22 protein-coding genes are annotated in these 25,879 nt (G+C 51.0%); 1 reads left to right on the top strand and 21 read right to left on the bottom strand.

The window, feature by feature from the left end; all coding sequences use genetic code 11:
- From O3682_RS05855 to O3682_RS05755, 21 genes are all read right to left on the bottom strand, one after another.
- The gene (locus tag O3682_RS05855) at positions 1-324 is read right to left on the bottom strand and encodes a hypothetical protein (RefSeq protein ID WP_263338408.1); all 324 of its coding nucleotides are present in this window, start codon (positions 322-324) and stop codon (positions 1-3) included.
- Positions 325-398: 74 nt separating this feature from the next.
- Positions 399-1,388: an NAD(P)H-dependent glycerol-3-phosphate dehydrogenase gene (locus O3682_RS05850; RefSeq protein WP_371508974.1), complete on the bottom strand. Its 990-nt coding sequence runs from the start codon at positions 1,386-1,388 to the stop codon at positions 399-401.
- Positions 1,389-1,523: 135 nt separating this feature from the next.
- Positions 1,524-3,683 carry a polysaccharide biosynthesis tyrosine autokinase gene (locus tag O3682_RS05845; RefSeq protein ID WP_371508973.1) on the bottom strand — a complete coding sequence of 720 codons (2,160 nt, stop codon included), beginning with the start codon at positions 3,681-3,683 and terminating at the stop codon, positions 1,524-1,526.
- A gap of 26 nt (positions 3,684-3,709) precedes the next feature.
- Positions 3,710-4,159 carry a low molecular weight protein-tyrosine-phosphatase gene (locus O3682_RS05840; RefSeq protein WP_004520878.1) on the bottom strand — a complete coding sequence of 150 codons (450 nt, stop codon included), beginning with the start codon at positions 4,157-4,159 and terminating at the stop codon, positions 3,710-3,712.
- 169 nt (positions 4,160-4,328) lie between these two features.
- Positions 4,329-5,456 (bottom strand): polysaccharide export protein, encoded by a 1,128-nt coding sequence (locus O3682_RS05835; protein ID WP_371508972.1) that lies wholly within the window; start codon positions 5,454-5,456, stop codon positions 4,329-4,331.
- Between the two features lie 43 nt (positions 5,457-5,499).
- Positions 5,500-7,401: a polysaccharide biosynthesis protein gene (locus tag O3682_RS05830; protein WP_371508971.1), complete on the bottom strand. Its 1,902-nt coding sequence runs from the start codon at positions 7,399-7,401 to the stop codon at positions 5,500-5,502.
- A gap of 108 nt (positions 7,402-7,509) precedes the next feature.
- Entirely contained in the window at positions 7,510-8,685 is a 1,176-nt protein-coding gene (locus tag O3682_RS05825) for a DegT/DnrJ/EryC1/StrS family aminotransferase (protein ID WP_371508970.1), read from the bottom strand.
- Positions 8,678-9,457 carry a methionyl-tRNA formyltransferase gene (locus O3682_RS05820; protein WP_371508969.1) on the bottom strand — a complete coding sequence of 260 codons (780 nt, stop codon included), beginning with the start codon at positions 9,455-9,457 and terminating at the stop codon, positions 8,678-8,680. The genes O3682_RS05825 and O3682_RS05820 overlap by 8 nt, the downstream gene beginning before the upstream one ends.
- Before the next feature lie 13 nt (positions 9,458-9,470).
- The gene (locus tag O3682_RS05815; RefSeq protein WP_371508968.1) at positions 9,471-10,163 is read right to left on the bottom strand and encodes an HAD family hydrolase; all 693 of its coding nucleotides are present in this window, start codon (positions 10,161-10,163) and stop codon (positions 9,471-9,473) included.
- Entirely contained in the window at positions 10,156-11,130 is a 975-nt protein-coding gene (locus tag O3682_RS05810) for an ATP-grasp domain-containing protein (RefSeq protein WP_371508967.1), read from the bottom strand. The genes O3682_RS05815 and O3682_RS05810 overlap by 8 nt, the downstream gene beginning before the upstream one ends.
- Positions 11,117-11,734 carry a sugar transferase gene (locus tag O3682_RS05805; RefSeq protein WP_371508966.1) on the bottom strand — a complete coding sequence of 206 codons (618 nt, stop codon included), beginning with the start codon at positions 11,732-11,734 and terminating at the stop codon, positions 11,117-11,119. Before O3682_RS05805 ends, O3682_RS05810 begins: the two co-directional genes overlap by 14 nt.
- Complete coding sequence (locus O3682_RS05800; protein WP_371508965.1) at positions 11,727-12,899, bottom strand: glycosyltransferase; 1,173 nt, start codon at positions 12,897-12,899, stop codon at positions 11,727-11,729. Before O3682_RS05800 ends, O3682_RS05805 begins: the two co-directional genes overlap by 8 nt.
- A 13-nt stretch (positions 12,900-12,912) precedes the next feature.
- Entirely contained in the window at positions 12,913-13,983 is a 1,071-nt protein-coding gene (locus O3682_RS05795; protein WP_371508964.1) for a glycosyltransferase family 4 protein, read from the bottom strand.
- On the bottom strand, positions 13,980-15,290 hold the full coding sequence (locus O3682_RS05790) for an O-antigen ligase family protein (RefSeq protein WP_371508962.1): 1,311 nt from the start codon (positions 15,288-15,290) through the stop codon (positions 13,980-13,982). Before O3682_RS05790 ends, O3682_RS05795 begins: the two co-directional genes overlap by 4 nt.
- Positions 15,291-15,332: 42 nt before the next feature.
- Entirely contained in the window at positions 15,333-16,760 is a 1,428-nt protein-coding gene (locus O3682_RS05785; RefSeq protein ID WP_371508961.1) for an oligosaccharide flippase family protein, read from the bottom strand.
- Positions 16,761-16,928: 168 nt separating this feature from the next.
- A complete protein-coding gene (locus O3682_RS05780; protein WP_004520865.1) occupies positions 16,929-18,236 on the bottom strand; it encodes a nucleotide sugar dehydrogenase in 1,308 nt (435 codons plus the stop codon).
- Positions 18,237-18,796: 560 nt separating this feature from the next.
- Complete coding sequence (ribD, locus tag O3682_RS05775) at positions 18,797-19,915, bottom strand: bifunctional diaminohydroxyphosphoribosylaminopyrimidine deaminase/5-amino-6-(5-phosphoribosylamino)uracil reductase RibD (RefSeq protein ID WP_371509106.1); 1,119 nt, start codon at positions 19,913-19,915, stop codon at positions 18,797-18,799.
- Positions 19,916-19,929: 14 nt separating this feature from the next.
- The gene (gene nrdR / locus O3682_RS05770; protein ID WP_070584707.1) at positions 19,930-20,382 is read right to left on the bottom strand and encodes a transcriptional regulator NrdR; all 453 of its coding nucleotides are present in this window, start codon (positions 20,380-20,382) and stop codon (positions 19,930-19,932) included.
- A gap of 198 nt (positions 20,383-20,580) precedes the next feature.
- Positions 20,581-21,423 carry a class II glutamine amidotransferase gene (locus O3682_RS05765; RefSeq protein WP_371508960.1) on the bottom strand — a complete coding sequence of 281 codons (843 nt, stop codon included), beginning with the start codon at positions 21,421-21,423 and terminating at the stop codon, positions 20,581-20,583.
- A gap of 133 nt (positions 21,424-21,556) precedes the next feature.
- Positions 21,557-22,393, bottom strand: a complete 837-nt coding sequence (locus O3682_RS05760) for a PHP domain-containing protein (protein WP_371508959.1) — start codon at positions 22,391-22,393, stop codon at positions 21,557-21,559.
- A 60-nt stretch (positions 22,394-22,453) separates the two neighbouring features.
- Entirely contained in the window at positions 22,454-24,850 is a 2,397-nt protein-coding gene (locus O3682_RS05755; RefSeq protein ID WP_371508958.1) for a penicillin-binding protein 1A, read from the bottom strand.
- A 153-nt stretch (positions 24,851-25,003) separates the two neighbouring features.
- Here O3682_RS05755 and pilM point away from each other — a divergent pair.
- A partial coding sequence (gene pilM, locus O3682_RS05750) for a type IV pilus assembly protein PilM (RefSeq protein WP_371508956.1) occupies positions 25,004-25,879 on the top strand: 876 nt, incomplete at its 3' end.

Raw genomic sequence — 25,879 nt, 5'->3', positions numbered from 1 at the left:
TTATTGTTGTGTTTCTTGGGGCAATCGGGCAATGAGGCTGCGGATTTGGTCTGCACTTTGGGCCAGTGCGTTGCGGTAGTTTTCTTTTTCGACGGTCAGGTTGTCAATTTTGCTTTGCAGGTCTTCTTTGAGTTTGCCGACTTGAACCAGCAAGGCTTCGCTGAGTTCGTCAATGGCTGCGTCGTGTTGGTGTTTTTGTTGCTCTTGCTCGAGTTTGAGTCTGTCGATTTCTTCGTTGAGACGGCGGTTTTCTGAAACCAGCGTTTCAAATTTTTGGACAAGTTGGTAAACGTTGATTTCCAGGTTGTTTAGTGATTGGTTCATGTGTTTCCCTTCAGACGGCCTTATGGCTGCCATATTGTGCGTCAGACCGTCTGAATGGCAGACGGCGCGACCGTTTATTCGAAGCGAGCGCTTCGTTCCATCAGGCGTTCAACGACTTGCTGCGGGGTCATTTCTTTGCGGATGAGTTGCAGCAGGGTTTGAGTGATGGGCATATCGATTTGGTATTTGGCGGCGGTGTTGAAGACTTCTTCAATGGTGCTGACACCTTCGGAAACGTGGCCGATTTCGACAAGCACTTGATGCAACTCTTTGCCTTCTGCGAGGCCGAGGCCGACGCGGCGGTTGCGCGAGAGTGCGCCGGTACAGGTCAGGATAAGGTCACCGATGCCTGCCAAACCCATCATGGTTTTAGGTTGAGCGCCCATGGCGATGGCAAGGCGGGTGATTTCGGCAAGGCCTCGTGTCACTAAGGCTGCGCGTGCGTTGAGGCCGTATTCGAGTCCGTCTGAAAGGCCGGTGGCAATTGCCATGACGTTTTTAACGGCACCGCCCACTGCGACACCGATGACATCGGTGCTGCCGTACAGGCGCATTACGTTGGTGTTCAGTTGGGCAGTGGTTTCTTCCACCCAGTCTTTGTTTTCGGAAGCAAACACGACGGCGCAAGGCAGTTGTGCTGCAAGTTCTTGGGCAAAGCTCGGGCCTGAGAGAACGCCGATTTTTTTATTGTTAGGCAGGACTTCTTTCAGTACTTGGAAAGTCAAAAGGCCGGTATCTTGTTCAAAACCTTTGCAGGCGGCGAGAACGGGAATATCGGCGGCGTTATGCTGTTTGAGCAGCTCGGCGCTGCTTCTGAGGCCGGCTACGGAGGTAACGATCAGGGCAAGTTGGCTGTCTTTCAGCGCTTCGCCCAAATCGGCATAAACGGTCAGGGACTCAGGGAAAGGGAAGCCGGGCAGGCCGCGTTTGTTTTCGCGATCTGCTTGCAGGGTGCGGATTTGGTCGGGATTGCGTGTCCAAAGGGCAACTTCATTGTTGTGGTGCGCAAAGTGCAACGCGAGAGCTGTACCCCACGAACCTGCGCCGATGACGGTAATTTTCATGTTTCTCTTCCATATGGGAACGGGGCTTACTTTAAAACAAACGGCTTTGGGGTGCAAGGGCGGCGTTTGTGAAAAATATTTTGTGCTGTTTAAAAAGCCTTAGGCCGTCTGAAAGTTCAGACGGCCTGCTTCGGTTTATGATTTATTGTTACCGGAATGGTAGGCATCGTAGGCGTAGTAGTCGTAGCTGTTGTTGGCTTCGCGCTTCATGCCGTTGAGGACGACACCTTTGATGTTGATGTGGTTTTGTTTGAGGCGTTCGACGCTGGCTTCAAGCTCTCGTGCACGCGTGTGCGCATAACGGCTGATCATCAGGACGGTGCCTGCATGTTGGCCGATGATGACGGCGTCGGTCACGGCCAATACGGGCGGCGTGTCCAAGATGACGTAATCGTAGCGTTGGCGCGCGTGGGCGAGCAATTCGTTGAAACGGTTGTCCATCAAAAGCTCGGACGGATTGCTAGGATAGCTGCCGCTGCTGATGAGGTGGAGGTTTTCAACGCCGGTCTCTTGTACGGCTTTGGCCGGAGCCGCTTTGCCGTTGAGGATGTCAGACAAGCCGAACTCGGGGGTAAGGCCGAAGAGTCGGTCGAGGTAGCCTTTGCGCATATCGGTATCGATAAGCAGAACGCGTTTGCCTGACTGCGCCATTACGGTGGCGAGGTTGGCGGAGATAAAGGATTTACCTGCTTCAGGCGCGGCACCGGTAATCATGAGGATGTTGTTAGGCGCGTCCAGCATGGAAAAGTAGATATTGGTGCGCAGGGCGCGGATGGCTTCGACGGCAGTGTCGGCGCGGTCTTCGCTGGCCAGCAGATAGTTGGAACGGCCGCCGGTTTTCTTGAATTTGCTTTTGAAGAAGTCGCGTTTTTGCTGGGTTTTGGAGTGCGGAACAAGAGCGACGACTTCTAAATTGAGGTTTTCGATTTCTTCGGATGAAGTAATGCCGTTTTTCATGCGGTTGCGAATTATCAGCCACAAAGCGGTCAATGAGCCTGCTGCAAGTGCACTCAGGAGCGTGATGACGGCTTTGCGCGGTGCAACGGGGTTTTCAGGGACATAGGCATAATCGACGATACGGACATTGCCTTGCGCACTGGCTTTCATGATGTTGAGTTCTTGTTGTTTGCTCAACAGTTGGACGTAGGTTGCTTGGTTGGTTTCTACGTCACGGGTCAGGCGGATGACTTCTTGTTGGGTATTCGGCAACTCGGCGATTTGTTGGTTGATTTTGTTTTTAGCGCGCTCGAGGACAGCAAGTTTGTCCAATACGGCTTTATAGGAAGGGTGTTCCGGCGTGTACAGCTCGGCCAAACCTGCTTCTTCGGTTTTGAGCAGGGTAATTTGGGTTTCGATGCCGGTCAGGCTTTCCAATGCGCCTTTGGACTCGAGCGGAATGTCGAGGGAGCCTGATTGTTGGCGGTAGGCATTGAGTTTGTTTTCAGCATCTTGCAAGGTTTCTTTTAAGCGTGGTAATTCTTCGCTGATGAAAGCCAAACCGCTGGATGCGACTTGGACGTCGCGTTCGCGATTTTGCGCAACGTAGTTGTCGGCAATGCTGTTGAGGATGACGCTGGTCCGTTTAGGGTCGGTGCCGGTAAAGGTAAGGTTGATGATGGGGCTGGTTTTACCTTTGCTGATGACCGCCAGTTTGTTTTGGATGTTTTCGATCGCGCTGATACGGGAAAACTTGGTTAACGCAAATTCTTGACCCGGGTTGGCTAGGATTTGATCGATTTTGAGGGTGGTTTGATTGTTGATTTTCAGAGGCACGCCGACCTTGCCTTCGACGACGCGTTTGTCAGGCAGGGTAAGGGTATAGGCTTTGTTGCTCTTGGCGGTCAGCGTGAAGGTTTTGTTGAACCATTCGTCTTGTACGGTAAAGTTGCCGACGGTCAGTTTGGGATCGGGGTCGCCGCTGATGTTGTGCATCAGGCTGCCGATAACGGGTGTATATTTGGCTTTGACTTCTTGGTCAAGCTGAAGGTCGTCAACTGTTTTCCCCAGCACCAAGCGTGATTGAACCAGCTCGACTTCTGCTTCAGACGGCGTGGTTTGGTTGTTGAAGATGCTGTTGATTTCGGTCAGGATTTGGTTTTGTCGCGTTTCAATTTCCAGCATGGCGTCGGCGCGGTATTGCGGGGTGGATGCCAGGCTGAAGGCTGCGCCAAGAATGCCGCCTGCAAGCAGGGCGGCGAGGATTTTGTATTTATTTGTCCAAATTACGCGCAACTGTTGGCCGAAGTCGATTTCGTCGTTGTCTGCGCTGTAAGGTGTGTAGGTCGTTTTTTTCATTGCTTGCTTTCTTGTTCATGCCGGTTTTATACCGGTTGAGTTTTTCCGTTTAGTTTGGTTTTCCAAGTGTCTGCGGCAGCATTGAGCTGTTCAAAAACGGCTTCAAACATTTCGCTGCTTTGTTTGTATGGGTCAGGTACGGTTTTTTTAGGCAACCATTGGGCAAACAGCATAGTTTTGCTGCGTGCCGGCGGATGGATGTCGGCCACCATGTCGATTTGACAGGGCTCCATGACGAGAATCAAATCGGCCTGTTCGCACATTTGGGCGGTCAGTTGGCGTGCCGTATGGCCTGCAACGATAACGCCGTGTTTGAGTGCGGTTTTGATGGCTTGGAAATCGGCATCCTTACCTGCCAGTGCTTTTATGCCGGCGCTGCTGATGCGGTGGCCGGGTAGTTTTTTCTGCATGATCCGCTCTGCTGTGGGTGAGCGGCAGATGTTGCCTAGGCAGACGATGAGTATGTTGTGGTACATGATATTGTTTCGGTTTATGGTCTGAAAAAAGCGTGAGTCAGACTATAAGATACTGCTTTTCCGTTTGTGCGGTGTGTACGGCTTTTATATGCCGTTTATGTAATTTGGTCGGATTGTGCGTGATTTTGTATCCTGCTGTCAAACAGGGTCTGACAGCAGGAACCACTGCTTATTTAAACGTATTGTCGAGGGTGTTGACGTTGCTGATGGAGTTGGTAATTTGTGACATTACGCGGTTCCAACGGGTAACCGGGGCGGCGGTAACGTAAACGGTGTCTTCCGAACGCAGTTTGAATTCGCTGCCCAGCGCGTAAGAAGTCGCATCTTTCAGGTTGAGCTGATAGATGTGGATAGGTTTGGCCGCATCTTCAGGTGCGCGACGGATCACGAATACGCCGGTTGCGTCAGCATAGTTTTGGTTCATACCGCCGACTTCGCCGAGCGCTTGGGTCAGGTTGAGGCCGTGATTGCCGATCGGCAGGGTGGCTTGTTTGCCAACTTCGCCCATGATGTAGATTTTGTTGTTGCTGCTGTTAGGAACGTAAACGATGTCGCCATGGCTGAGGAGATGGTTTTGCGACATATCGCCGTATTGCAGCATGTCTTGCAGGGAGAGGGTGCGGTCGACGCCGTTGTGCGTCCATTTGATGTGTTGGGTGTCGGCACTTTGGGTAACGCCGCCTGCTTGGTTGATGGCATCCAAAATGGTCATTGGGATATTGGTAATCGGCAGCTGACCTGCTTGGTTGATGGCACCGGATACTGAAATACGTTGCGAACGGAATTCGGTAACGTTGATGGCTACTTGAGGGTTTTTAATGTAGCGTTTCAGAAGGCTGGTCAGGGTGTTTTGCAATTCGTCTAAAGTTTTGCCTTTGGCTTGAATTTTGCCTGCCAACGGGTAAGTGATATAACCGCCCTCATCTACCCAGGCGCCGCGGCTGACTTGGTTGGTTTGCGGGTTGCTTTGCTGGATGGGGGAATTAAGGTCGGAGTGCGCCCAAACCATGATATTGAGGACGTCGCCACTGCCGATGCGGTAGCGGTAAGCGCTTTTGCTTTGCTCCAAGCCTTGGTTGGCTTGGGAAAGTACGGGCGGCATACGCATTTTTTCAATCAGGTTGGGCGTGATGGGGTAAACGGCAACACGGCTGTCGAGGTTGGTATCGGCTGCGGTGTCGGTATCGGTGTAAACAATGGTTTTGGTTCTGGTTTTGATGGTTGAACCAGGAATGACTGTTGTGCTGTTACAGGCAGTCAGTGCGAATAGAGTAAGCAGGGAGAGCGTTTTTTTCATGTAGTAGTCCTTGCGGGATGGTGTCCGGGCCGTCTGAAAATGTTCAGACGGCCTTGTTGTTTTGTTGCCAAACCAAGTCGCAGATACCGTCTTTAGGTACGAAGCCTGTCGGTGCGCGCAACAGAAGCTGGCGCAGGCTGTTTTGGTCGCTTTGGAGACAAGCGGTTTCGAGTTCCGACAGTATGTCAGATAATTGTGTCCATGGAAGCATTACTTCACTGGCGGTCATAATCCGGGGATGAGTGGTTTTTTGCACCTCGTCGCCGATGAGCAGTTCTTCATAAAGTTTCTCGCCTGGGCGCAGGCCGGTAATCTTGATTTCGATGTCGCCGTGCGGGTGTTGCTCGTCTTTGACCTTGAGGCCGCTGAGGACAATCATTTGACGGGCAAGGTCGATGATTTTGACGGATTCGCCCATGTCGAGGACGAATACGTCACCACCTTTACCCATTGCACCAGCTTGGATAACCAGTTGCGCCGCTTCGGGAATGGTCATGAAGTAGCGGGTAATGTCTTGGTGGGTCAGGGTAATCGGGCCGCCTTCGGCAATTTGTTTTTCAAATACAGGGACAACGGAGCCGGACGAACCCAATACATTGCCGAAACGCACCATGCAGAAGCGTGTTTTTTGTTCCGGCTCGGCGGCAAGCGCTTGCAGGCAGAGTTCGGCCATGCGTTTGCTGGCGCCCATGGTGTTGGTCGGACGGACGGCTTTGTCGGTGGAAATCAAAACAAAGGTGGAAACGCCTGCATCTACGGCAGCCTGCGCGCAGCAGAGTGTGCCGAATACGTTGTTTTGAATGCCTTCTATGGTGTTGAACTCAACCATAGGGACGTGTTTGTAGGCTGCGGCATGATAAACGGTGTCGACGTGATAGGCTTTCATGATGCTGCTAAGGCGTTCTTTGTTTTGAACCGAACCCAAAAGCGGTACGACTTCGACTTGGCTGCCTTGCACGGCTTGGGTTTCGCGCAATTCTTTGTCTATGCTGTATAGGGCAAATTCGGACAATTCAAACAACAGCAGTTTGGTCGGACGGCAGTTGAGAATCTGACGGCAAAGTTCGGAGCCGATAGAGCCGCCTGCACCGGTCACCATCACGACTTTGTCGCTGATGTCGGCACTCATCAATTCAGGGCGCGGTGCCACAGGAGCGCGGCCGAGCAAATCGACCACAGAGATTTTTTTCAATGAGCTGACGTTGATTTTGCCGTCGACCAAATCTTTCATGCCCGGAATGGTCAGGACTTCGCATTTGTATGCTTCGAGGCGGCGGATGATGTCTTTGCGTTCTTCAGGCGTAGAACTTGGAATCGCCAGCAGAATTTTGCGGACGCCGTAGCGGCTGATCAGCATCGGGATTTCGTTGGGGTTGTAGACGGCAAGGTCATAGATGACGGTGCGTTGGATTTTCGGGTTGTCATCGACAAAGGCGATGGCCGAGTATTCGTTAACCTGTTTGATGGCTTCCAACAACTGGCGGCCGGATTGGCCTGCGCCGTAGATGATGACAGGGGTCATCTGTTTGCGGTGATGGTCGGTCAGAATCGCACGCAGGATCATGCGCGAGCTGGTTACGCCGACTACCAAAACCAAGAAATAGACGATGGGCAGGGCAAGGTGTAGTTTTTGTTCAAAAATCAGGGTGGTCAGGCAGAACAAGACCGCCGAAATAATGCTGCCGAATGCGGCGGCGGTCAGGACGCGGATGCTGACGAAGCGTGTGACGGCGCGATAGAGGCCGATACGGATGAAAAGGATGATGGTCAGCACAGCGGTGCTGCCGAAAGCCAGCCAGTTGGCGATACTCAACCATTCGTCGGAATATTGCACTTTGAGGCTTTGGGCAAACCAAAACGCCACGAATATCATCAAGATATCGTGGATGACGAAGAAGGTTTTTTTAAGGTTGCGCGGCAGAGCCAGCAGGGTTTCCAAGTTCATTTTATATTTCTTGTGTCTGAGTGTTGTAATGTGGCTTGGTACGGATTGTTTGAAGCAGGCTGTTTTATTTTTTCAGACGGCCTGAAGTTGCAGGCCGTCTGAAAATGATTATGCCGTGGCTTCAGTCAATACGGCTTCGATGTTTTCTTTGCAGAACGCAATTTCTTCATCGGTCAGGGTTGGGTGCACCAAGAACATCAGGCTGGTGTCGCCCAACTCGACAGCGTTTTTCAAACGCTCTTTCGGACGCCAAGGCGTGTCGTCGAAGGCTTTTTCTAAATACACTTCTGAGCAGCTGCCTTGATAGCATGGGACTTTGCGCGCGTTCAGTTCATTGACGATGCGGTCGCGCGTCCAGCCGTCTTTCAGGTGTTCGGGTTTGACGAAAACGTAGAACTTGTATTGCGCGTGTTCGATGTAGTCGGCCACCTCAACCAAACGGATGCTGGTAAATTTGCCCAAGCTTTCAGCCAGTTTGGCGGCGTGCGCTTGGCGGCGGGCAGTCCATTCGGGCATACGTTTGAGCTGGATGCGGCCGATGGCAGCCTGCATTTCCATCATGCGCCAGTTGGTGCCGAAGCTTTCGTGCAACCAGCGGAAACCGGGTGCGTGTTCGCGGTGGTACACGGCATCGTAGCTTTTGCCGTGGTCTTTGTAAGACCACATTTTGCTCCACAGCGCTTTGTCGTTGGTGGTTACCATACCGCCTTCGCCGCCGGTGGTCATGATTTTGTCTTGGCAGAACGACCAAGCACCGACGTGGCCGATAGAGCCGACGGATTTGCCTTTGTATTTCGCACCGTGCGCTTGGGCGCAGTCTTCGATAACCCACAAGTTATGTTCTTTTGCCAAAGCCATGATGTCGTCCATTTCGGCAGGCATACCGGCAAGGTGAACCACGATGATGGCTTTGGTGTTTGGCGTCAAAGCGGCTTTGATGGTTTCGGCGCTGATGTTTTGGCTGTTCAAATCGACATCGGCGAACACCGGATTTGCGCCGGCAGTCACGATGCAGGATGCGGAAGCCAAGAAAGTGCGTGAAGTGACAATCACATCATCGCCTTGGCCGATGCCCATTGCTTTGAGGGCTACGTCCAAAGCCAACGTACCGTTGGAAAGGGCGACGGCGTATTGCGTGCCGACAAAGGCGGCAAATTCTTTTTCAAATTCGCGACATTCCGTACCTGTCCAGTAGTTGACTTTGTTGGACAGCAGGACTTTGGAAACGGCATCGGCTTCTTCTTGAGTAAAGCTTGGCCATGGGGAGAGTGATGTATTAAGCATTTGTTTTTCCTGCAAAAAGACTGGTTGAGCCTTTGGGAGCGATTTCTTCCAGCAGTTGACGGTTGATCAGGGTGTATTTCTGACCGTTGATTTCGACGTATGCGCCGTCGTAAGGAGGGAACCAGAAGGCGCGGATTTTCTTCTCGATATTGTCGCCGTCGCGGATTTGCTTCATGGCTTCCATCTCGTCACGGCTGACGTAGCGGCCACCGATGTTTGGCGTGGTCGGCAATTTGGTTTTCGACTCGATGGCGTGGGTGATGATGCGTCGTGCGAAATCTTCCAAGGCCTGCATGGTTTTGCGTTCGAGCGATTGGGCGGTTTCTGTTTCGGCATCGATCGGGAAGCGGTCCACTTCGATGATTTCGCCGGTATCGATGGAAGCATCGACGTAGTGGGCGGTATTGCCCCATTCGTTCAACTCGTCCATGATGGCCAGATTGTAGCCGCCTGTGCCTTTGTATTCGGGCAACAGCGCAGGGTGGAAGTTGATCGTGCCTAAAGTCGGAATGCTCAGGAATTCATCACGCAGCTTGCGCCAGTAAAGGACGGACAAGCCCAAATCGTATTTCAGACGGCCTTCTCGCATTGCTTCCAAAGCCGTATCGAAGGTGTACAGGGACAAGCCCAATTCCTGCGCGGCAGCCGTGGTCGGCGAGCCTTGCAGATGGCTGTCGGTCAAGACACCGACGATTTCGATATGGTCTTGTTTGGTCAAAAAACGAAGCAGGTTGGCGGAAACCTGTTTGCGACCCATAAATAAGATTTTCATGGAGAAATGTCCCTTATGCATTTGCTTTTTCGGTGGCGGAAGTTGTCAGTGTAGTCAGTTCTTCCAGGGTGTTTATCCAAAGGGTGGGCTGGTATTCACGACCGTATTGCTCGGGCTCGGCTTGATGAATATTGTGCGGCTTAGGCATGATGCCTATGGAGAGCCAACCCAGTTTGTTGGGTGCAACAAAATCTTTTTTGATGTTGTCGCCGATGTAGATGAAACGTTTTGCAGCCGGATATTTGTTTTGCAGGAAGACAAAACGCTTGTCGTCGGGTTTTTCCGATTGCATGGCTTCCGAAATCAAAATGTCGTCAAACAAATCGGTCAAACCCAAGGCCTGTATTTTCAAACGCTGTGTCAGACTGCGGCCGTCTGTAATCAGGGCGCGTGCGGCAAAAGGGTGCATCAGCTTCCGTAAAAAAGACGGTTCGACATAGGGTCGGATAACAGGCCTGTGTAGTCGATATTGCCACAAAAGTGATTGTTTCTCTAATTCGTTTAATTTGCAATGATGACACAAATTGTCGAGCCAGTCTTTACTTTTATTGTCTGCAATTTCATTTAGTACGTCGGCATCGTATTGTGGGTAAAGTGACGTAATTGTCCCTACAACTGCTTGTATTCCGGAGCATTTGTAGTCGTGCTCAGAGTAAAGCGTATCGTCAAGATCGAAGACGATGACGGATTCTTCCGGTTTAATCATGTTCTCTTACCAAAATCTTAGCATCATAACGAAGCATGATTAAATTGTTTTCCCAGTCGTCGGAGAACAGGACGTCTTGGCCGCCGATATATTCTTGAATCAGCCAGCCCGGATAGTTGCCGCCTGCTGCGTAAGTCAGTGGGAAACCGCCGCCGAAGCGCGGGTTAATTTCCACACCGTAGGTTGTGCTGTCGGTTTTGCTGACGAAGAATTGCGCGGTAATGCAGCCGCGTGCGCCTTCCAATACGGCCATTTTTTCAATCAGCTCCTCATACAGGGCATTGCGTCGGGTTGCGCCTTTGCTGACTTCGCCGGTGCGCACTTCCAAACGTTCGCGAGGAATGGCGCATTTCAGACGGCCTTGACGGTCGTAATACATATCGACGGTAAACTCGGAGAAAGTATTTTCGATATCGATGTATTGGGCGAACATCATTTTCGGGTCTTCAGTAATGTCGACAGTCAAATCAGCCGGTGTATTGATTTTTTTCGCACCGATGGCGCGGCTGCCGTCATAAGGCTTGGCAAAACATGGGAAAACCAGGCGGTCCCGTTCGTAAATTTCAGGCGAACGAATGCCGTATTGTGCAAACAGGCCTGCGGTCAGGCGCTTGTCACGGCACAGGGTAATCAGCTTTGCGTCAGAAATGACAATATGTATTCCTTCAGCTTCAAAACGGTCACGTGCTTCGGCCAGTTTGAGCAGCTCGGTATCGATGGTTGGCACAATCAGACCGATGTCGTGTTGTTGGGCCAGCTCGAAAATGCTGTCAATGTATTCGGCCGCATCGATGCGCGGTACGCTGAAAGCGCGGTCGGCAACATGGCAGGCAGAAGACATGTGGGGGTTGAGGTCAGTGGCAAAAACGCCGATACCGTCTGAAAAACGTGCGGCTTCGGTTTGGAAGTCCTGCACCAATTCGACACGGCGACCTGCCGACAGAATCAGTATGTTATTTTTTTTCATCAGTTTTATTACCCGTGAAATAAGGCATGGTGGCTTCTCCTTCGGCTGAGATGCCTTCTTTGACGAAGACTTTTTTAACCGTCAGGAACAAAATTTTGATATCCAGCCAAAAGCTGAAGTTGTCGATGTACCAAACATCGTGGGCGAACTTTTCGTCCCATGAAATGGCGTTGCGGCCATTGACTTGCGCCCAACCGGTCACGCCTGGTTTCATTTCGTGGCGGCGGTTTTGGAAGTCGTTGTACAACGGCAGGTAGTGCATCAGCAGCGGACGAGGGCCAACCAGACTCATCTCGCCTTTTAAGACATTCAATAATTCAGGAAGTTCGTCCAAACTGGTGGCACGTAATTTTTTGCCGAAATCGGTCAGGCGTTCGCTGTCCGGTAGTGGGTTGCCGTCTTTATCGATTGCATCGCGCATGGAGCGGAATTTAATCATTTTAAACGGCTTGCCATCCTTGCCCGGTCGCTCTTGGATGAAGAACACGGGCGAGCCTAAGTTTTTGCGGATGAGGTACACCAAAATCAAAAACACAGGCGACAGGATAATCAGCCCTGACGCGGAGGCAACAATGTCAAACAGGCGTTTGAAAAATTTATTCATGAGCTAATCTTTCAATCAGATTGACGATTTTTTGATAGGCAACGTCGCGTTTGAAGCGGCGGACGATTTCTTCGGACTGAACAGGATCGTTTTTGCGCTTTAAGATATCTTTGGCGGCTTGAACGAAACCGTCCACATCGCCGGAACGGTAGTTCGCATGCGGCAGCAGGGTAAGGACTTCGGCAACTTCGTCGTTGACCTGGCTGTTCAGAATCGGTTTTTGCAAAGCCATATAGTCGGACAGTTTGTTGGTAATCGACTGCATGGCGTAAGAGTGGATGGCGTTGACGGAAATGTCGCAGCCTTTGGCGACCGACATCATTTCGGCGTAAGGAATGTAGCCGTAAAACTTGATGCCGTCGCAGGCGTATTGTTTGAGCCTGTCCAAATCGGGGCCGCCGCCCATGATGTGTAATTCGACGTTTTCGCCGGCGTCCAACAGCTTGCGAACGCCTTTGCACACGGTTTCCACGTCATAGCTGTAACTGAGCGTGCCCAAGTAGAAAAAGCGGGTTTTATCGTCGCCAAAATATTTGGCTGGCGCAGCATCGAGTTTCGGAAAATCCGCGCCGATATAAACGACTTCGCCAGGTACGTTCGGATTGGCTTCTTTGGCGCGGTCGAGATAAGTCTGCGATACGGCAACCAGCGCGTCGGCGTAGCGATAGGCTTGGTTGGCGCGTGAAGCAAAGGGCAGTAGGTTGTGCGGTACTTTTTTCAAAAACGGTACGACCGAGGAGAAAGACTCCGGCCATACGTCCTGCACATCGACAATCAGTTTGTAGCCCAAACGCGCTCTGTGTTTGCCCAACAGCAGGTTGGTGGCAATCAGCGGATAGGCGGAAAAGACGACATCTTGTTCGCCCGGACGGCAGTTTTCCAACCATTTTTCAAAATGTTTGACGAAGCGGTGATGGCTGGTCACGCGTCCTAAAGACACGTTTTTGCTGTATCCGCTTTCTTCCAACAGCATGACTTTCAGACGGCCTTGTGAGGCGGCCTCGGCATCTTCGGGCCGTCTGAAAGATTTGTCGTAGTGCTTGAAGTTGCTGGTAATCAGCAACACGTCATGCGACTGCGACAACAGCTCGGCAAGATACCAGAAGCGGTTGAAGTGCGGCTCGGACGGCAGCGAGCAATAAGGGGCGACGATGGTAATGTTCATGTTTCAGACGGCCTTACATTTCGTACGCAGCCATGGTGGTGCTGTAGATTTCGTCGTCGGAGCATAAAGTTTCGACATGTTTGTGCAGGGCTTTGCCCATTTGACTGCGCAACTCAGGATGCTTGATGAGTGTATCGACGGCTTCAATAAACGCTTCGTCATCGCCGAAAGGAATGCAGTAGCCTGTTTGGCCGGTGATGACCATTTCGGAAATGCCCGCCATGTTGTAGGTCACGACAGGCGTGTCGTAAAGGCCGGCTTCCAAAATATTGTTACCGACACCTGCGCCGTGGTCGCCCACGCAATGCGGCGTGTTCACTAAAATATCGACTTCTTTGAAGTAGCCGGTCAAGTCGCGGACGCCGCCGAGGAAGGTGACTTTGTCTTCAATGCCCAAACGTTTGGCTTGGGCTTTGAGGTTGTCCATTTCTTCGCCGATACCTGCAACGTTAAGGCGTACAGGCATGCCGCGGTCAACCATTTTCTTCAAAATATCCAACATCAGATGCACGGCGCGGACGGTGTCCAAACGGGAAAGTGTGCCCAGTTGGACATAGTCTTTGACCGTTTTTTCAGGAACGAAATCTGCTTTGTGCAGGGCGTTGTAAGTGTAGGTGATGCGGTTGGCAGGGAAACCGTAACGGATGAGTTTTTCGCGTTCGTGTTTGCAGTTGCCGATGATGTACACACCTAGCTTGTCGAAAAGCTTGGCAATTTTCGGATAAGTTTCCGGATCAAGGCCGCGCGCGTGGTAGAACACTTTGGTTTTCGGCGAAGCGAACTTGGTTGCAATGGCGCAGGCCGGAACGATACGCGCCATTTGGCAGTGAATCACATCAGGTTTTTCTTTTTTCAGCAGTTTCATATAGGCAAACATGCCTTTGACGTAACCCAATAATCCGCCTTGGTAAAAATCGATCGGCTGCCAACGGATGCCCAATGCTTGCGCTTCCTGAATCAAAGGGCCGTCTGAAGAGGCCAATACGATATCGTGTCCGCGTTGTTTGAGCAGGCGGCCGAGGCGGAAAGTGGCGTTTTCAGTGCCACCGAGGCCAGACATGGAGGTAGTCAGGATGATTTTCATGATGGTTTCTTCGTATCGTATAGTGTTTCGTTGTATGCGTAAGCGGCCATATCTTTCAGCTTGGGCGCAACAAATACGCTGTAAATAAAAATCAGCAGGCAGGGCAGCCAGATAAACGGCATACGCAAAATGGTGGACGGAATAAAACCGGCCAGCAGGAAAATGCCCAAGGCAACCCAAGCCAAAACGCGCGATTTGCCGGTTACTGCGCGGTTTGAGGCGGTGTAGAGGAAATAACACGCCACAAAGGCAATAAAGCCGAGTAAGGAAATCATGCCGAAACCCAGATACAGCTCGATGATGAAGCTGTGCGGGTTTTCAAAGCCCAAGCTGCCGCTCAAATGGCCGCCGAAATATTCGCGGAAGTTTTTAGGACCGTAGCCGGTCAGCAGCAGGGGCGGATTGTTCCAGAAGTAGTTGTAAATCTCCTGACGGTAGGACACGGAGTTGTCGCTGCCTAAGTCGTACAGGAAGAGGTACACGCGGCTGGAAAAGCGTTCCAAAAACTGGTTGCCGTTGAGCGACAGCAAAAATTCCGCAATCGCGCGTGATGGAATCATCGACAACACCAACACCAGCAAACCAGCAACGCCGACAGTAATAAAACCGTTTTTGCGATAGGCCGTATAAACCAGCAAAATCAACAGGTAACAGCCGATGGCGGTACGCGATACGCTGGCGAAAATGGCCATGCCCAACAGCAGGAACAAGCCCCAGCCCAGCAGTTTTTCTTTGTGTTTCCGTCCTTGGAGTTGGAAGAAAAACAAAATGGCAGGCGCAAGGCAGACTGCGGTGGCGGCAAGGTTGTTCGGGTTAAAGAACAAGCCTTTGAGCGAGCCTTCGTCAATAGCCAACTCATCGCTGGCACTCACAAACTGAATACCGGTGGCCAGTTCTGCAAACGGCGGCACGGCGATAAACAGCGTAAATACGATGAGGAACTTCTGAATTGTTCCCAAAGGGTCGTCGGCGCGCTTCAATACTTGGTAAAACAAGTAGAAGAAAGCCGGAACCGCCATAAAAAACAAAATATCCATGTACTGCGTCGGCGTCAGCGACGTAATGCCCATGTGGATGGCAGGCCAGATGCACATAGTGGTCAGGGCGCAGAGCATGGCAAAAATCTTGCGCGGAATATGCTTGCTTTCCAGAAAAAATACGACAAAACCAAGCAGTACAAATATCAGGGTCAGCGGGTTGTCGATACGCGGCACGCCGACCTTAAAGGACAGCGCGGGCCCCAGCATATAGGCTGCGAGCATGATGTATAGGATGTAAGTGTATAAGTTCAGACGTTTTATTTTCATAGTCGTTCTGTTGTTATCGTAGAGACGTGAATCTCAGGTTGGCTATTTTGCCGAACGGTTTAATTTGGCTTTGATTTTTTCGGTTGCGGCAAATAGTGCGTGTTTGTATTTTAGGAACAGGAAACCCAGTCCGACTGCCCATGCCAGCGCAAACCAAATGTAGTTGTCGCGCGTACCCAGCCAAGTATAGGCAATGCAGATCATCAGGCAGAGCGTTGAGTTGGTATAAATCTTCAGGCGCGGCAAAGGTTGCCACAGGCGTGAAGAGAATTCGGTTTTAAAGATAAAAAACAGCCAAAAAGCCGTTGCGCTGGCCATAGCCGCACCTTTTGCACCGAATTTAGGCACCAGCAGATAGAGCAGGGCAGTATTGGCGATAAAGGCAACGATGTTGATGACGGTAATCAGCCAAGTCGATCGGACGACGTTCAAACCGATGCCGCTGACTTCGGTCAGCGTATAAAACAGGGGGAAAAGCATACACGAGAGCAGGATAAATTGAACCTGCGTGTATTTTTCCGGCAGTATCCAGGTCGCCATCGGCGAGAAGATCCCAATGAGGCAAATCATTGCGCTGATGAGGACGGTCATGGAAAGCGTGATATCGCCGATTTTGTCCAGATTGGTTTTTTCTTCTACCCATTTGAACACCAAAGGCGCCCAAATGGTGGAAAACACACTTTGGAAAATCAGGGCGACGGCGCCAAAGCTGACTGCCATCGAATAAATGCCCAATTCGTCCAAACCCGAGATGTTTTTGAGGACGAAGCGGTCAATCGAAGTCAGGCCCCAATAGGCTAAGTTGCCGAATGCCAGCGGCAGGCCGTAGCGCAGGCCGTCCCGATGTAGCTCGGACGACCATTTCGCATGGGAAACGGCTTGCAGGTCTCGGCGCAGTTGATAGATCAACAGTACAACGGTCAGCACTTGGGCTGCGGTGTAGGCAAAAACCAGCGAAGTGGTATTGGCAGGCAAGCCGGAAGCGATCACGGCAAAAACCAACACCAAAATCAAGAATTTCGGCGCAAGCTGGCTGACGGAAAAAGCCAATGCCTGCTCTTTCATCCGCAAAATCAAGGCTAAAAAACGGATAATCAGCGTGGTGGCTAAGAAAATCAGAAAGAGAATCCCCAAATTTGCACTGGGGATGTCAAAAATGATTTCAGACGGCCATGATGCGTTTATCAGTAACACTAAAACCACAACCGCCACAGTCAGAATCAATGGCGATAAAAAAACGGATTTGAACAGCGCGGCCTTGTCTTTAACGGCGTAATAGTCACGAATATAGGATTGGTCCAACCCCAAGCCCAAGAGCAGAATGCTCAGTCCGGCAATGGTCTGCAAGAGTACGATACGGCCGATGTCTTCCGCAGGGAAGTACCATGAGATGAGCGGCAGGGAAAGCAGGCCGAAAGCGGCGCTTCCTATCGGACCCAATGCGTAGCCGAGGATTTTTTTCGCGTTCATATTATTTGTTTTCAGACGGCCGGAAGTTCGAGCTGAGCGTTTTTCGTAAGAGATGCGTTGTTACCGTTGCCGGTTTCCCAAGGCCGTCTGAAAAAACAAATGGCCTTGGGAAACCGGCCGCCGTCCCGGTGGGAAAACCGGAGGCAGCCGGATGCGTCTGAAGCAAGATTATGCTTTGATGACTTTAGGATTTTTCACTGGGAATTTGCCGCGTGTATCGACAATCAGCTTGGCATGTTCGGTAATCATGTCATAGTCGAATTTGTCGTGATCGGTGGTCAGAACCACGCAATCGTATTGGGCGACAGTTTCAGGGGTCAGCGCTTCGCTCTTTAGGTCGAAGTAGTGGTGGCCAGGGATATGTGGGAACTCTGGAACATGTGGGTCGGAGTAGGAAACCACTGCGCCCAGTTTGTGCAGGCGGTCCATAACTTCCACAGACGGGCTTTCACGCATATCATCCACGTTTTTCTTGTAGGCGATACCCAATACCAAGATTTTGCTGTCTTTGATAGAACGGTTGTGGTCATTCAAAGCCAGGCCGACTTTTTCGATAACGTAGTCGGGCATGTGGGAGTTCACTTCGCCGGCCAGCTCGATGAAACGGGTGTTTACACCGTATTCGCGTGCTTTCCAAGTCAGGTAGAACGGGTCGATAGGGATACAGTGGCCGCCCAAGCCAGGGCCTGGATAATAAGCAACGAAGCCAAATGGTTTGGTTGCCGCGGCATTGATGACTTCATGGATGTCGATGCCCATTTTGTCGGCAACGATTTTCATCTCGTTCACCAAGCCGATGTTTACGGCGCGGTGGATGTTTTCCAGAAGTTTGGTCAGCTCGGCCGCTTTGGTGGAGCTTACCGGAACAACTTTATCGATAGCAGGTTGATACAGCGCAAGGCCGACTTCCAAACAGGCAGGGGTGTGGCCGCCGATGACTTTTGGAATGGTACGGGTTTCAAAGTTAGGGTTACCCGGGTCTTCACGCTCAGGAGAGTAAACCAAGAACACGTCTTGACCGACTTTCAAGCCGCCTTCTTCCATGCGTGGCAGCAATTCTTCTTCGGTAGTGCCAGGGTAGGTGGTGGATTCCAAAGACAGCACTTGACCGGCGCGCAGGTAAGGTTTGACCGCGTCGGTAGTGTCGATCACAAAGCTCATATCCGGCTCGCGGTATTTGTTCAGCGGAGTCGGTACGCACAAAATGACGGCTTCTACTTCGCCGATGCGGGAGAAGTCGGTCGTTGCTTCAAACAGGCTGTTGGAAGCAGCGGCAATTTTGTCGGAAGGGATATGCTCAATGTAGCTTTCGCCTTTGTTGAGCTTGTCGACTTTGTTGGTGTCAATGTCGAAACCCAAAACTTGGTAACCGATATCCACATAGCGCAACATCAGTGGTAAACCGACGTAGCCTAAGCCAACGATGCCGATTTTAGCGGTCTTATCGGCAAATTTTTGTATCGTAATGTTTTTCATGATGTCTTTCGTTTAATGAATGAGTAAATCGGGAGTGTTTGCCCGATGCCTGAGTTGTTTGCTGCAACCGCATAGCCATAGCCGGCTGCCGTATCGTGTGAAGCCTTAAAACCATACTTATAATTACATTAGACAAAATCATAAGCACTTATCTGATTCGTCTCAATCAAAAAAGTTTAACGGTCGTTCAGACGGCCTCTATGGTATGGAAACGGTATTCTTGAATACTTAATTTTCAGAAGTTACGTTCAACTACATGTTTTGATTTTAGATATCGTTTTGTCAAATGCATGGTTCATGAAATGGAACTACCGTTTATGCCGTTTAAAACCCTTCTAGAATAAAAACTTTTAATAAATTTTCGTGGCTTAACTTATCTTAATAATCCATTATTTCGTGATGAAAAAAAGGAAAATTTGTCGACAATCCGCTTGAGGATAGTTAACTTAAGTCAAAGTTTTAAATTGGAATACGCTAAAGTCATTATAATATATTGACGAAAAAATTACATTTATTACTATGTAAATGATAGATATATTCTATTTGCAATGGTTTAATTATTAAGTTGAGGCAATTAGACGGATTTTTTTTCGGAGAACCCATTTAATGTCCTGCCCGATGATTTCTACCGATTGACTTTGCCAAGGGCCGTCTGAAAGTAGGGCGGCCGGATTTTCAGGGAGGGAGAATAGAGGTTTGCCTGCGCCTAACAGTTTCGGCGCTTGGTAGAGGACGATTTCATCCACCAAGTCATCCTTCAGGAAAGCTGAGGCAAGTGTTGAGCCGGCTTCTACCAGAACTTCGCCAAAGCCAAGCTCTGCCAATTGCGGCATGAGGGAAAGAAGATTGATGCGGCCGTTGATATGTTCAGACGGCCTGATGATGCGGATATGTTCAAATGCACTTAGAGCCTGCAAACGTTGTTCGTCTGAGGAAAGGGTAACGATAACGGTTGGACTTTCGGTATCGGTCACGAGGTGGCAGTCCAAAGGGATTTGCAGTCGGCTGTCCAAGACGATACGCGCAGGTTGGCGCAAGGTGGGGAGGCTGCGGACGTTGAGCTTCGGGTTGTCGGCAAGTACGGTACCGATACCGGTCAAAACGGCGCAACTTTCGGCACGAAGAATTTGTACGTCTTCGCGTGCTGCTTCGCCAGTAATCCAAAAGCTGCGGCCGTCTGAAAGGGCGGTTTTACCGTCCAAACTGGCGGCACATTTGAGGCGGATAAACGGTCTGCCGCGTTCGATACGCGACAGGAAACCGCGGTTGAGTTCGCGCGCCTGAGCTTCCAGCAAACCGCTTTCGGTACGGATTCCGGCGGCTTCCAGCATGGATAAGCCTTTGCCTGAGACCAACGGATTAGGGTCGGTCATGGCGGCAACCACGCGCGTTACACCGGAATGAACCAGCGCTTCGGCGCATGGCGGTGTGCGGCCGTAATGGCTGCAAGGTTCCAGCGTGACATAGGCCGTTGCGCCTTTGGCCGCCGCTCCGGCCTGCCTCAACGCATGAACTTCAGCGTGCGGCTCGCCTGCTTTGACGTGGAAACCTTGTCCGACGATTTGTGCGCCGTGTGCAATTACGCAACCGACGCGGGGATTGGGGGAAGTAGAAAACCGCCCAAGCTTGGCCAGCTCGAGGGCGGTTTGCATCATTTGGGTATCAAGTGCGGAAAACATGGTTTCAGACGGCCTTATTTGGCTTTGCATTCGGCGATGACTTGGGTGAATTCGGAAACGTCTTTAAAGCTTTTATAGACAGACGCGAAGCGGACATAAGCGACTTGGTCGATTTTTGCCAGCTCTTCCATTGCCATTTCGCCAACGATGCGCGAAGCGACTTCTTTTTTGCCCAAACGGTAGAGGCGCTGCTCGATAAGGGCAACGGTTTCATCGATTTGTTCTTGCGTGACAGGGCGTTTGTGCAGCGCGCGCTCAAGGCTGGTCTGCAGTTTGTGCGGATTGAAGGGAACCCGTGTGCCATTGGATTTGATGACTTGCGGCATCCGCATTTCAACGGTTTCAAAGGTGCTGAAGCGTTGTCCGCATTCCAAGCATTTGCGACGGCGACGGATGCTGTTGGTGTCTTCCAGCCATCGCGAGTCGGCTACTTGTGTGTTGGGGTGTTGGCAAAACGGGCACTTCATCGGGTTTCCTTGTCATACGCTCGGCAAGGTCGCTAAGCAATTGAATTTATTGTTTGTGAACTATTATTGTAGCGGATTGCGTTATTTTCGTATAGTAAAGGCTTTTCGCTGGATTAAGTATAAAAAGGCCGTCTGAAAGGGCAACTTGAGCGAAGTTGAGCCTTTCAGACGGCCTTGTGTTTTTCAGTCGAGCAAACGTTAAACCGATACGCCGACGGCACGGGCGATTTCCAAACCTTCTTCTGCACTCATATAAACCGGATTTTCGGGGCGGTCACTGAGGACAATGTCGCCGTCTTGAAACATCACTAATTCATTGACTGCCAATTGCGACCAGGTTTCATCTCGTGTCAGGGGCAGGGTGGCGATGACGGAAACTTTATCGTTCGGGGTGGTCACTTCTGAAAAATCGACCATGACATCATCGTCCAGCAAACGCGCTTTACCAAACGGGGCTTTGCGCACGATGTAGTGCAGTAAGGTGCTGGCGTGGGCAAACAGGCAGTCGCCGTTGGACATCACGAAATTAAACAAGCCATAGCGGCGGATTTCATGGGTTAGGCCGGCGATGGCATCAAACAAAACTTCAGGTTCGGGCTTGGTGGCAAAGCGGCTGCGCAGGCGGTTGAGAATAAAGCAGAACGCGCGTTCGGAATCGGTCGTGCCGACGGCATGGTAGTACTCGCCCTGCTCGGGGAAAAAATCAATCAAATGGCCGTTGTGGGCAAACAGCCAATATTCGCCCCACATCTCGCGCATGAAGGGATGAGTGTTTGCTAGTGAGGTCTGGCCTTGTGAGGCCTTGCGGATATGGGCGATAACGTTTTCAGATTTGATTTGGTAGGCGCGTACCAAGTCGGCAACGGGCGAGTTGGCGCTGGGTTTGTCGTCGTGAAACAAGCGCACGCCTTTGCCTTCGAAAAAGCCGATACCGAAGCCGTCGGCGTGGTGGTCGGTAATGCCGCCGCGACGGCGGAAGCCTTCAAAAGAAAACATGATGTCTGTGGGAGTGTTGCAATTCATGCCGAGCAGTTGGCACATGGCGTTAACCTTTTTTCCGAGTATTTATAGGGTCATTATGGTGTATCGGGCAGGCAGTTTCAATATGTAGAGTGTGATATGTTTATAACTATCTCATACTTGGCGGGCCGTCTGAAAAATTGCTGTCAAAAATTCAGACGGCCTTAAAGTGTTCCCAGACCGGGCGGCATTGTTCGGGTAAGTCGGGGCAGGCACCGAGTATGCCGCCGCTGAAGTCGTTGGGGCGGTGGAAGTCGCTGCCTGCGCTGGCGAGAAAGTCGAAGCGGTCGGCAAGCAGGGCATAGTTGAGGCGGTCGTTTTTGCAGCAGTTGCCGCTGTGTACTTCAATCCCTGCTCCGCCGAGGTTTTTAAATTCTTGAAACAGGTTTCGTTTGGCGGTGGCGGATAATTCATAGCGCATCGGGTGGGCGATAATGGCCATGCCGCCCGCGCCTGTAATCGCGGCTACGCAGTCTTCCAGTGTGGCCCATTCATGTCTGACGGAACAGGATTTGCCGTCGCCCAGATATTTGGTAAATGCCTGCTGTTTGTTTTTAACATGGCCTTCGCGGATGAGGAATTCGGCAATGTGGGTGCGGCTGGCCATTTCTTTGTTGGCGGCCAATGCCAGCGCGCCTTCATACGCGCCTGTTATGCCTTTTTTCTCCAGCTTGGCCGCGATGGCTTCCAATCGTTTCAGACGGCCTTTGCGGACTTCTGCAAGCAGGTTTTGCAGGGCTTCGTTGTGTTCGTCAAAGTCCAAGCCGACAACGTGGATGGTGCGGCCGCGCCAAGTGACGGATATTTCCACGCCGTTGACGAAGGGGAGGCCGAGGATATCGGCTTCGGTGCGTGCTTCGGCAAGTCCGCCGGTGTGGTCGTGGTCGGTCAGGGCGAGCAGGGTGCAACCGTTTTGACGGGCGAGTCGGACGACTTCGGTTGGGGAGAGCATGCCGTCTGAAACGGTCGAATGGCAGTGTAAATCAATCATGGTTTTGCTTTGAATTTTCTCAAAAAAGGCCGTCTGAACGTTTCAGACGGCCTTGATTTGTTAGAACAGAGAGTCCAGTTGTTGTTTGTTATTGTTGCCGGTATTGTTTGGCAGAACTGGGGTTTCGTCTAATTCTTCACGGGTTGGCGCATTGCCGCTCTCGGTGCGGCGGCGGTTTTCATTCGGAACTGCGCGACGGGCAGATTGAGCAGGATGCGGAGCAACGCCGCTGTTGTCCAAGGCCAGGTCGGAGCTGGTGGTCATGCGTTCGCGCATATACACTTCGCCACCGTTCGAAACCACGCCCTCAGGAGCTTTCATCGGTTTGACGCTGGTGCCTTTCAGGGCGAAGCGCATGTATTCTACCCATACCGGTACGGCGATTGTACCACCGTAACCTGCACGACCCATGCTGCGCGGTTTGTCAAAGCCGATATAGACGGCAGTCACAACGCTAGGGTTGAAGCCGACAAACCATGCGTCTTTGTTGTCGTTGGTGGTACCGGTTTTACCGGCGATGTCGGCGCGGCCGAGTGCGGCTGCACCGCGTGCGGTACCGACACGGACAACGTCCTGCATGATTTTGTACATGATGTAAGCGTTGCGCGGGTCAATGGCTTGAGGCGCGTTTTCACCGGCTACCAAAGGTTGCATTTGCGCTCTCAGACGGCCTTGGCTGTCGTAGATTTTGTCGATGACGTGGGCGGACACTTTGTAACCGCCGTTGGCAAAGACGCTATAACCTTCTGCAATACGCAACGGCGTGGTTTCACCTGTACCCAAAGCCATAGACAGGCTGGCAGGGATTTCAGACGGCTTGAAGCCGAAGCGTTGGATGTATTGTTGCGCGTAACCGATACCGATAGACATCAGGATGCGGATGGACACCATGTTTTTTGAAGCGGTCAAAGCCTGGCGCAGCGTGATGTAACCGGAATAGCGGCCGTCTGAATTTTTCGGGTTCCACGCTTTGCCGTTTGCACCTTTGCCCGGCAGGGAAATCGGTGCATCGTTAATCATGGTGGAAGCAGTCATGCCTTTTGCCAAAGCGGCGGAATAAACGAACGGTTTAAACGTCGAGCCGGGTTGGCGCATGGCTTGAGTTGCGCGGTTGAAGGTTTTGCTGTGGTAGTCGTAGCCGCCGACCAATGCGCGGACTGCACCAGTTTTCGCATCTAAAGACACCAATGCGCCTTGCAACAAAGGCTCTTGAACAACGGTAAAGGTATCGCCGCTGCCTTTAACGCGGATAACGGAGCCGCGGCGGATGCGGTCTTCACCCATTTTTTCGTTGTTGACGGCACGGGCGGCAAAGCCTAAAGCGTGGCTGTTTAGCGTGACTTTACGGCCGCTTGGCAACTGAATCTGTACACCTTTGCGAGAGGCTTCTAATACAACCGCCGGAATCATTTTATCGACAGTGTAAAGTGTAGAAAGGTATTGGCTGACGGTTTCTTCTACGTTGTCGCTTTTGCTTAGGTCAATGTAGTTTTCTGCACCGCGGTAGCTGCTGCCGCGGTCGAAATTGCGCAGGACTTTACGCAGGGCTTCGGTGGCCACGCGCTGGTGTGCGGTGTCGACGGTGGTGTATACCTTGAAGCCTTGAGTGTAGGCATCTTCGCCGTATTTCTCAAACAGCTCTTGACGCACCATTTCGGCAACGTACAGAGCGCTTTGATCGATGTTTTGTACAAAACGCTCGTAATGCAACTCTTCTTTCAAAGCCTGATCGCGTTGCTGCAGGGTAATCATGCCTTCTTCCAGCATATTGTTCAGAATATAAGCCTGACGCAATTTGGCACGCTCAGGGTTTACAATCGGGTTGTAGGCAGAAGGTGCTTTAGGCAAGCCGGCCAGCATGGCGGCTTCGGCCAATGTTAATTCATTAACATTTTTATTGAAATAAATTTGGGCTGCAGATGCAAAACCATAAGCACGTTGGCCCAAATAGATTTGGTTGAAGTACAGCTCCAAAATCTTGTCTTTGCTTAAAGACTGCTCGATTTTGTAGGCCAACAGTGCTTCGTTGAATTTACGGGTGAACGAACGCTCGCTGCTCAGGTAGAAGTTTTTGGCAACCTGTTGCGTAATCGTACTGGCACCGGATTGAACGCCGCCGGCCATGACGTTGCCGATTGCAGCGCGTGCCACACCCCAAACGTCCACGCCCCAGTGGTCGTAGAAGCGTTTGTCTTCGGCGGCAATCACGGCGTCTTTCAAAATTTTCGGGAAGTCGCCGATTTTGGTAAATTCACGCCGTTGTTCGCCGTAAACGCCAATGACTTGGCCGTCTGAAGAATAAATCGTCAGCGGCATTTTTGGTTTGTAGTGTTGTAAAGAGTCCAAAGACGGCAGTTTTGGATAGGTTACCAAAATTGCAATTGCAATCAGACCTACACCAAAAAGAGCCAGTCCTAATAAGAGACCCATGCAGGTCGTTATAATCTTTTTAATCATGACTAGGTAATAATTTTGCCATTAATGGCGATAAATAAAGTAAAATGGGAAACGATTTCTATCAGCCACAGTCAATACTGTGTAAAGAATAAGAAGTCCTTTACGGATAACGAAACAGTTACTCACTCCTAAATGATACAGGGAAGTCAAATCATGCGCTTATTTAAAAGCACGAAAGATACCAAAACAGGCAAGGCTTCTAGCGGATTGAACAACCGCTCTGCCATCGGCGTCGACATCAGCCAACATGCCATTAAGATGGTACAACTGACAGGCCGTAGTTTAAACCAAATTCAGCTGGAAAAATACGTTATTACCAAATTGCCTAAAAATATTGTCAAAGGCAACAAAATTCAAGACTACGATCAGCTTGCCACTTACATCCAACATACTTACACACAATTACGCAGTTCTTGCAAAAATATTGTTGCTGCTGTGCCACAAAATTTGGCGACAGTTGAGCAAATTATTTACAACCCGCGTGATACCGATTTGGACTTGGAAGAGTTTATCGAGGCGGAAGTCGGCCAATTTGCGCCTATTGAAGAGATGAACTACGACTTTCAAGCTGAAGAAGTCGGTTTGGGTCAGCATGTTTTAGCTGTTGCCGCCAAAAAAGACGATGTCGAGCCACGCATTGAAATGTTTGAAAATGCCGGCTTGCCTTTGTCTGCTTTGGATTTGGACTTGCTGGCGCAACGCAATGCCTTCGTCTATTGGATGAATACGCATGCTCCCGAAATGGCAGAGGAAAAAGTTGCCGTGTTCGGCATTCATGCGACACAAATGTATGCACTGATTCTGCAAAACGGCCGTATCCTTTACAAACAAGAAACGCCGGTTAGCACAGAGCAGCTCAATCAGCTGATTCAGCGTACTTATCAGGTAACGGAAGAAAAAGCCGCTCAAATGATGGCTTCCCAAAACAAGCCTTCCGACTACCAGTCTCAGATTGCCGACCGTTTTAATGTGCAGGTTGCGCAGGAAGTTCAGCGTGTCCTGCAATTTTACTATACCACGCAGGCCACT

Origin of the sequence: Neisseria sp. 27098_8_112, assembly GCF_041433235.1 — a bacterium.
In the GTDB taxonomy this organism is placed as follows: Bacteria; Pseudomonadota; Gammaproteobacteria; order Burkholderiales; family Neisseriaceae; genus Neisseria.
Note: the sequence above shows the minus strand (reverse complement) of the source record. Positions and strands in the feature narration are given on the sequence as shown.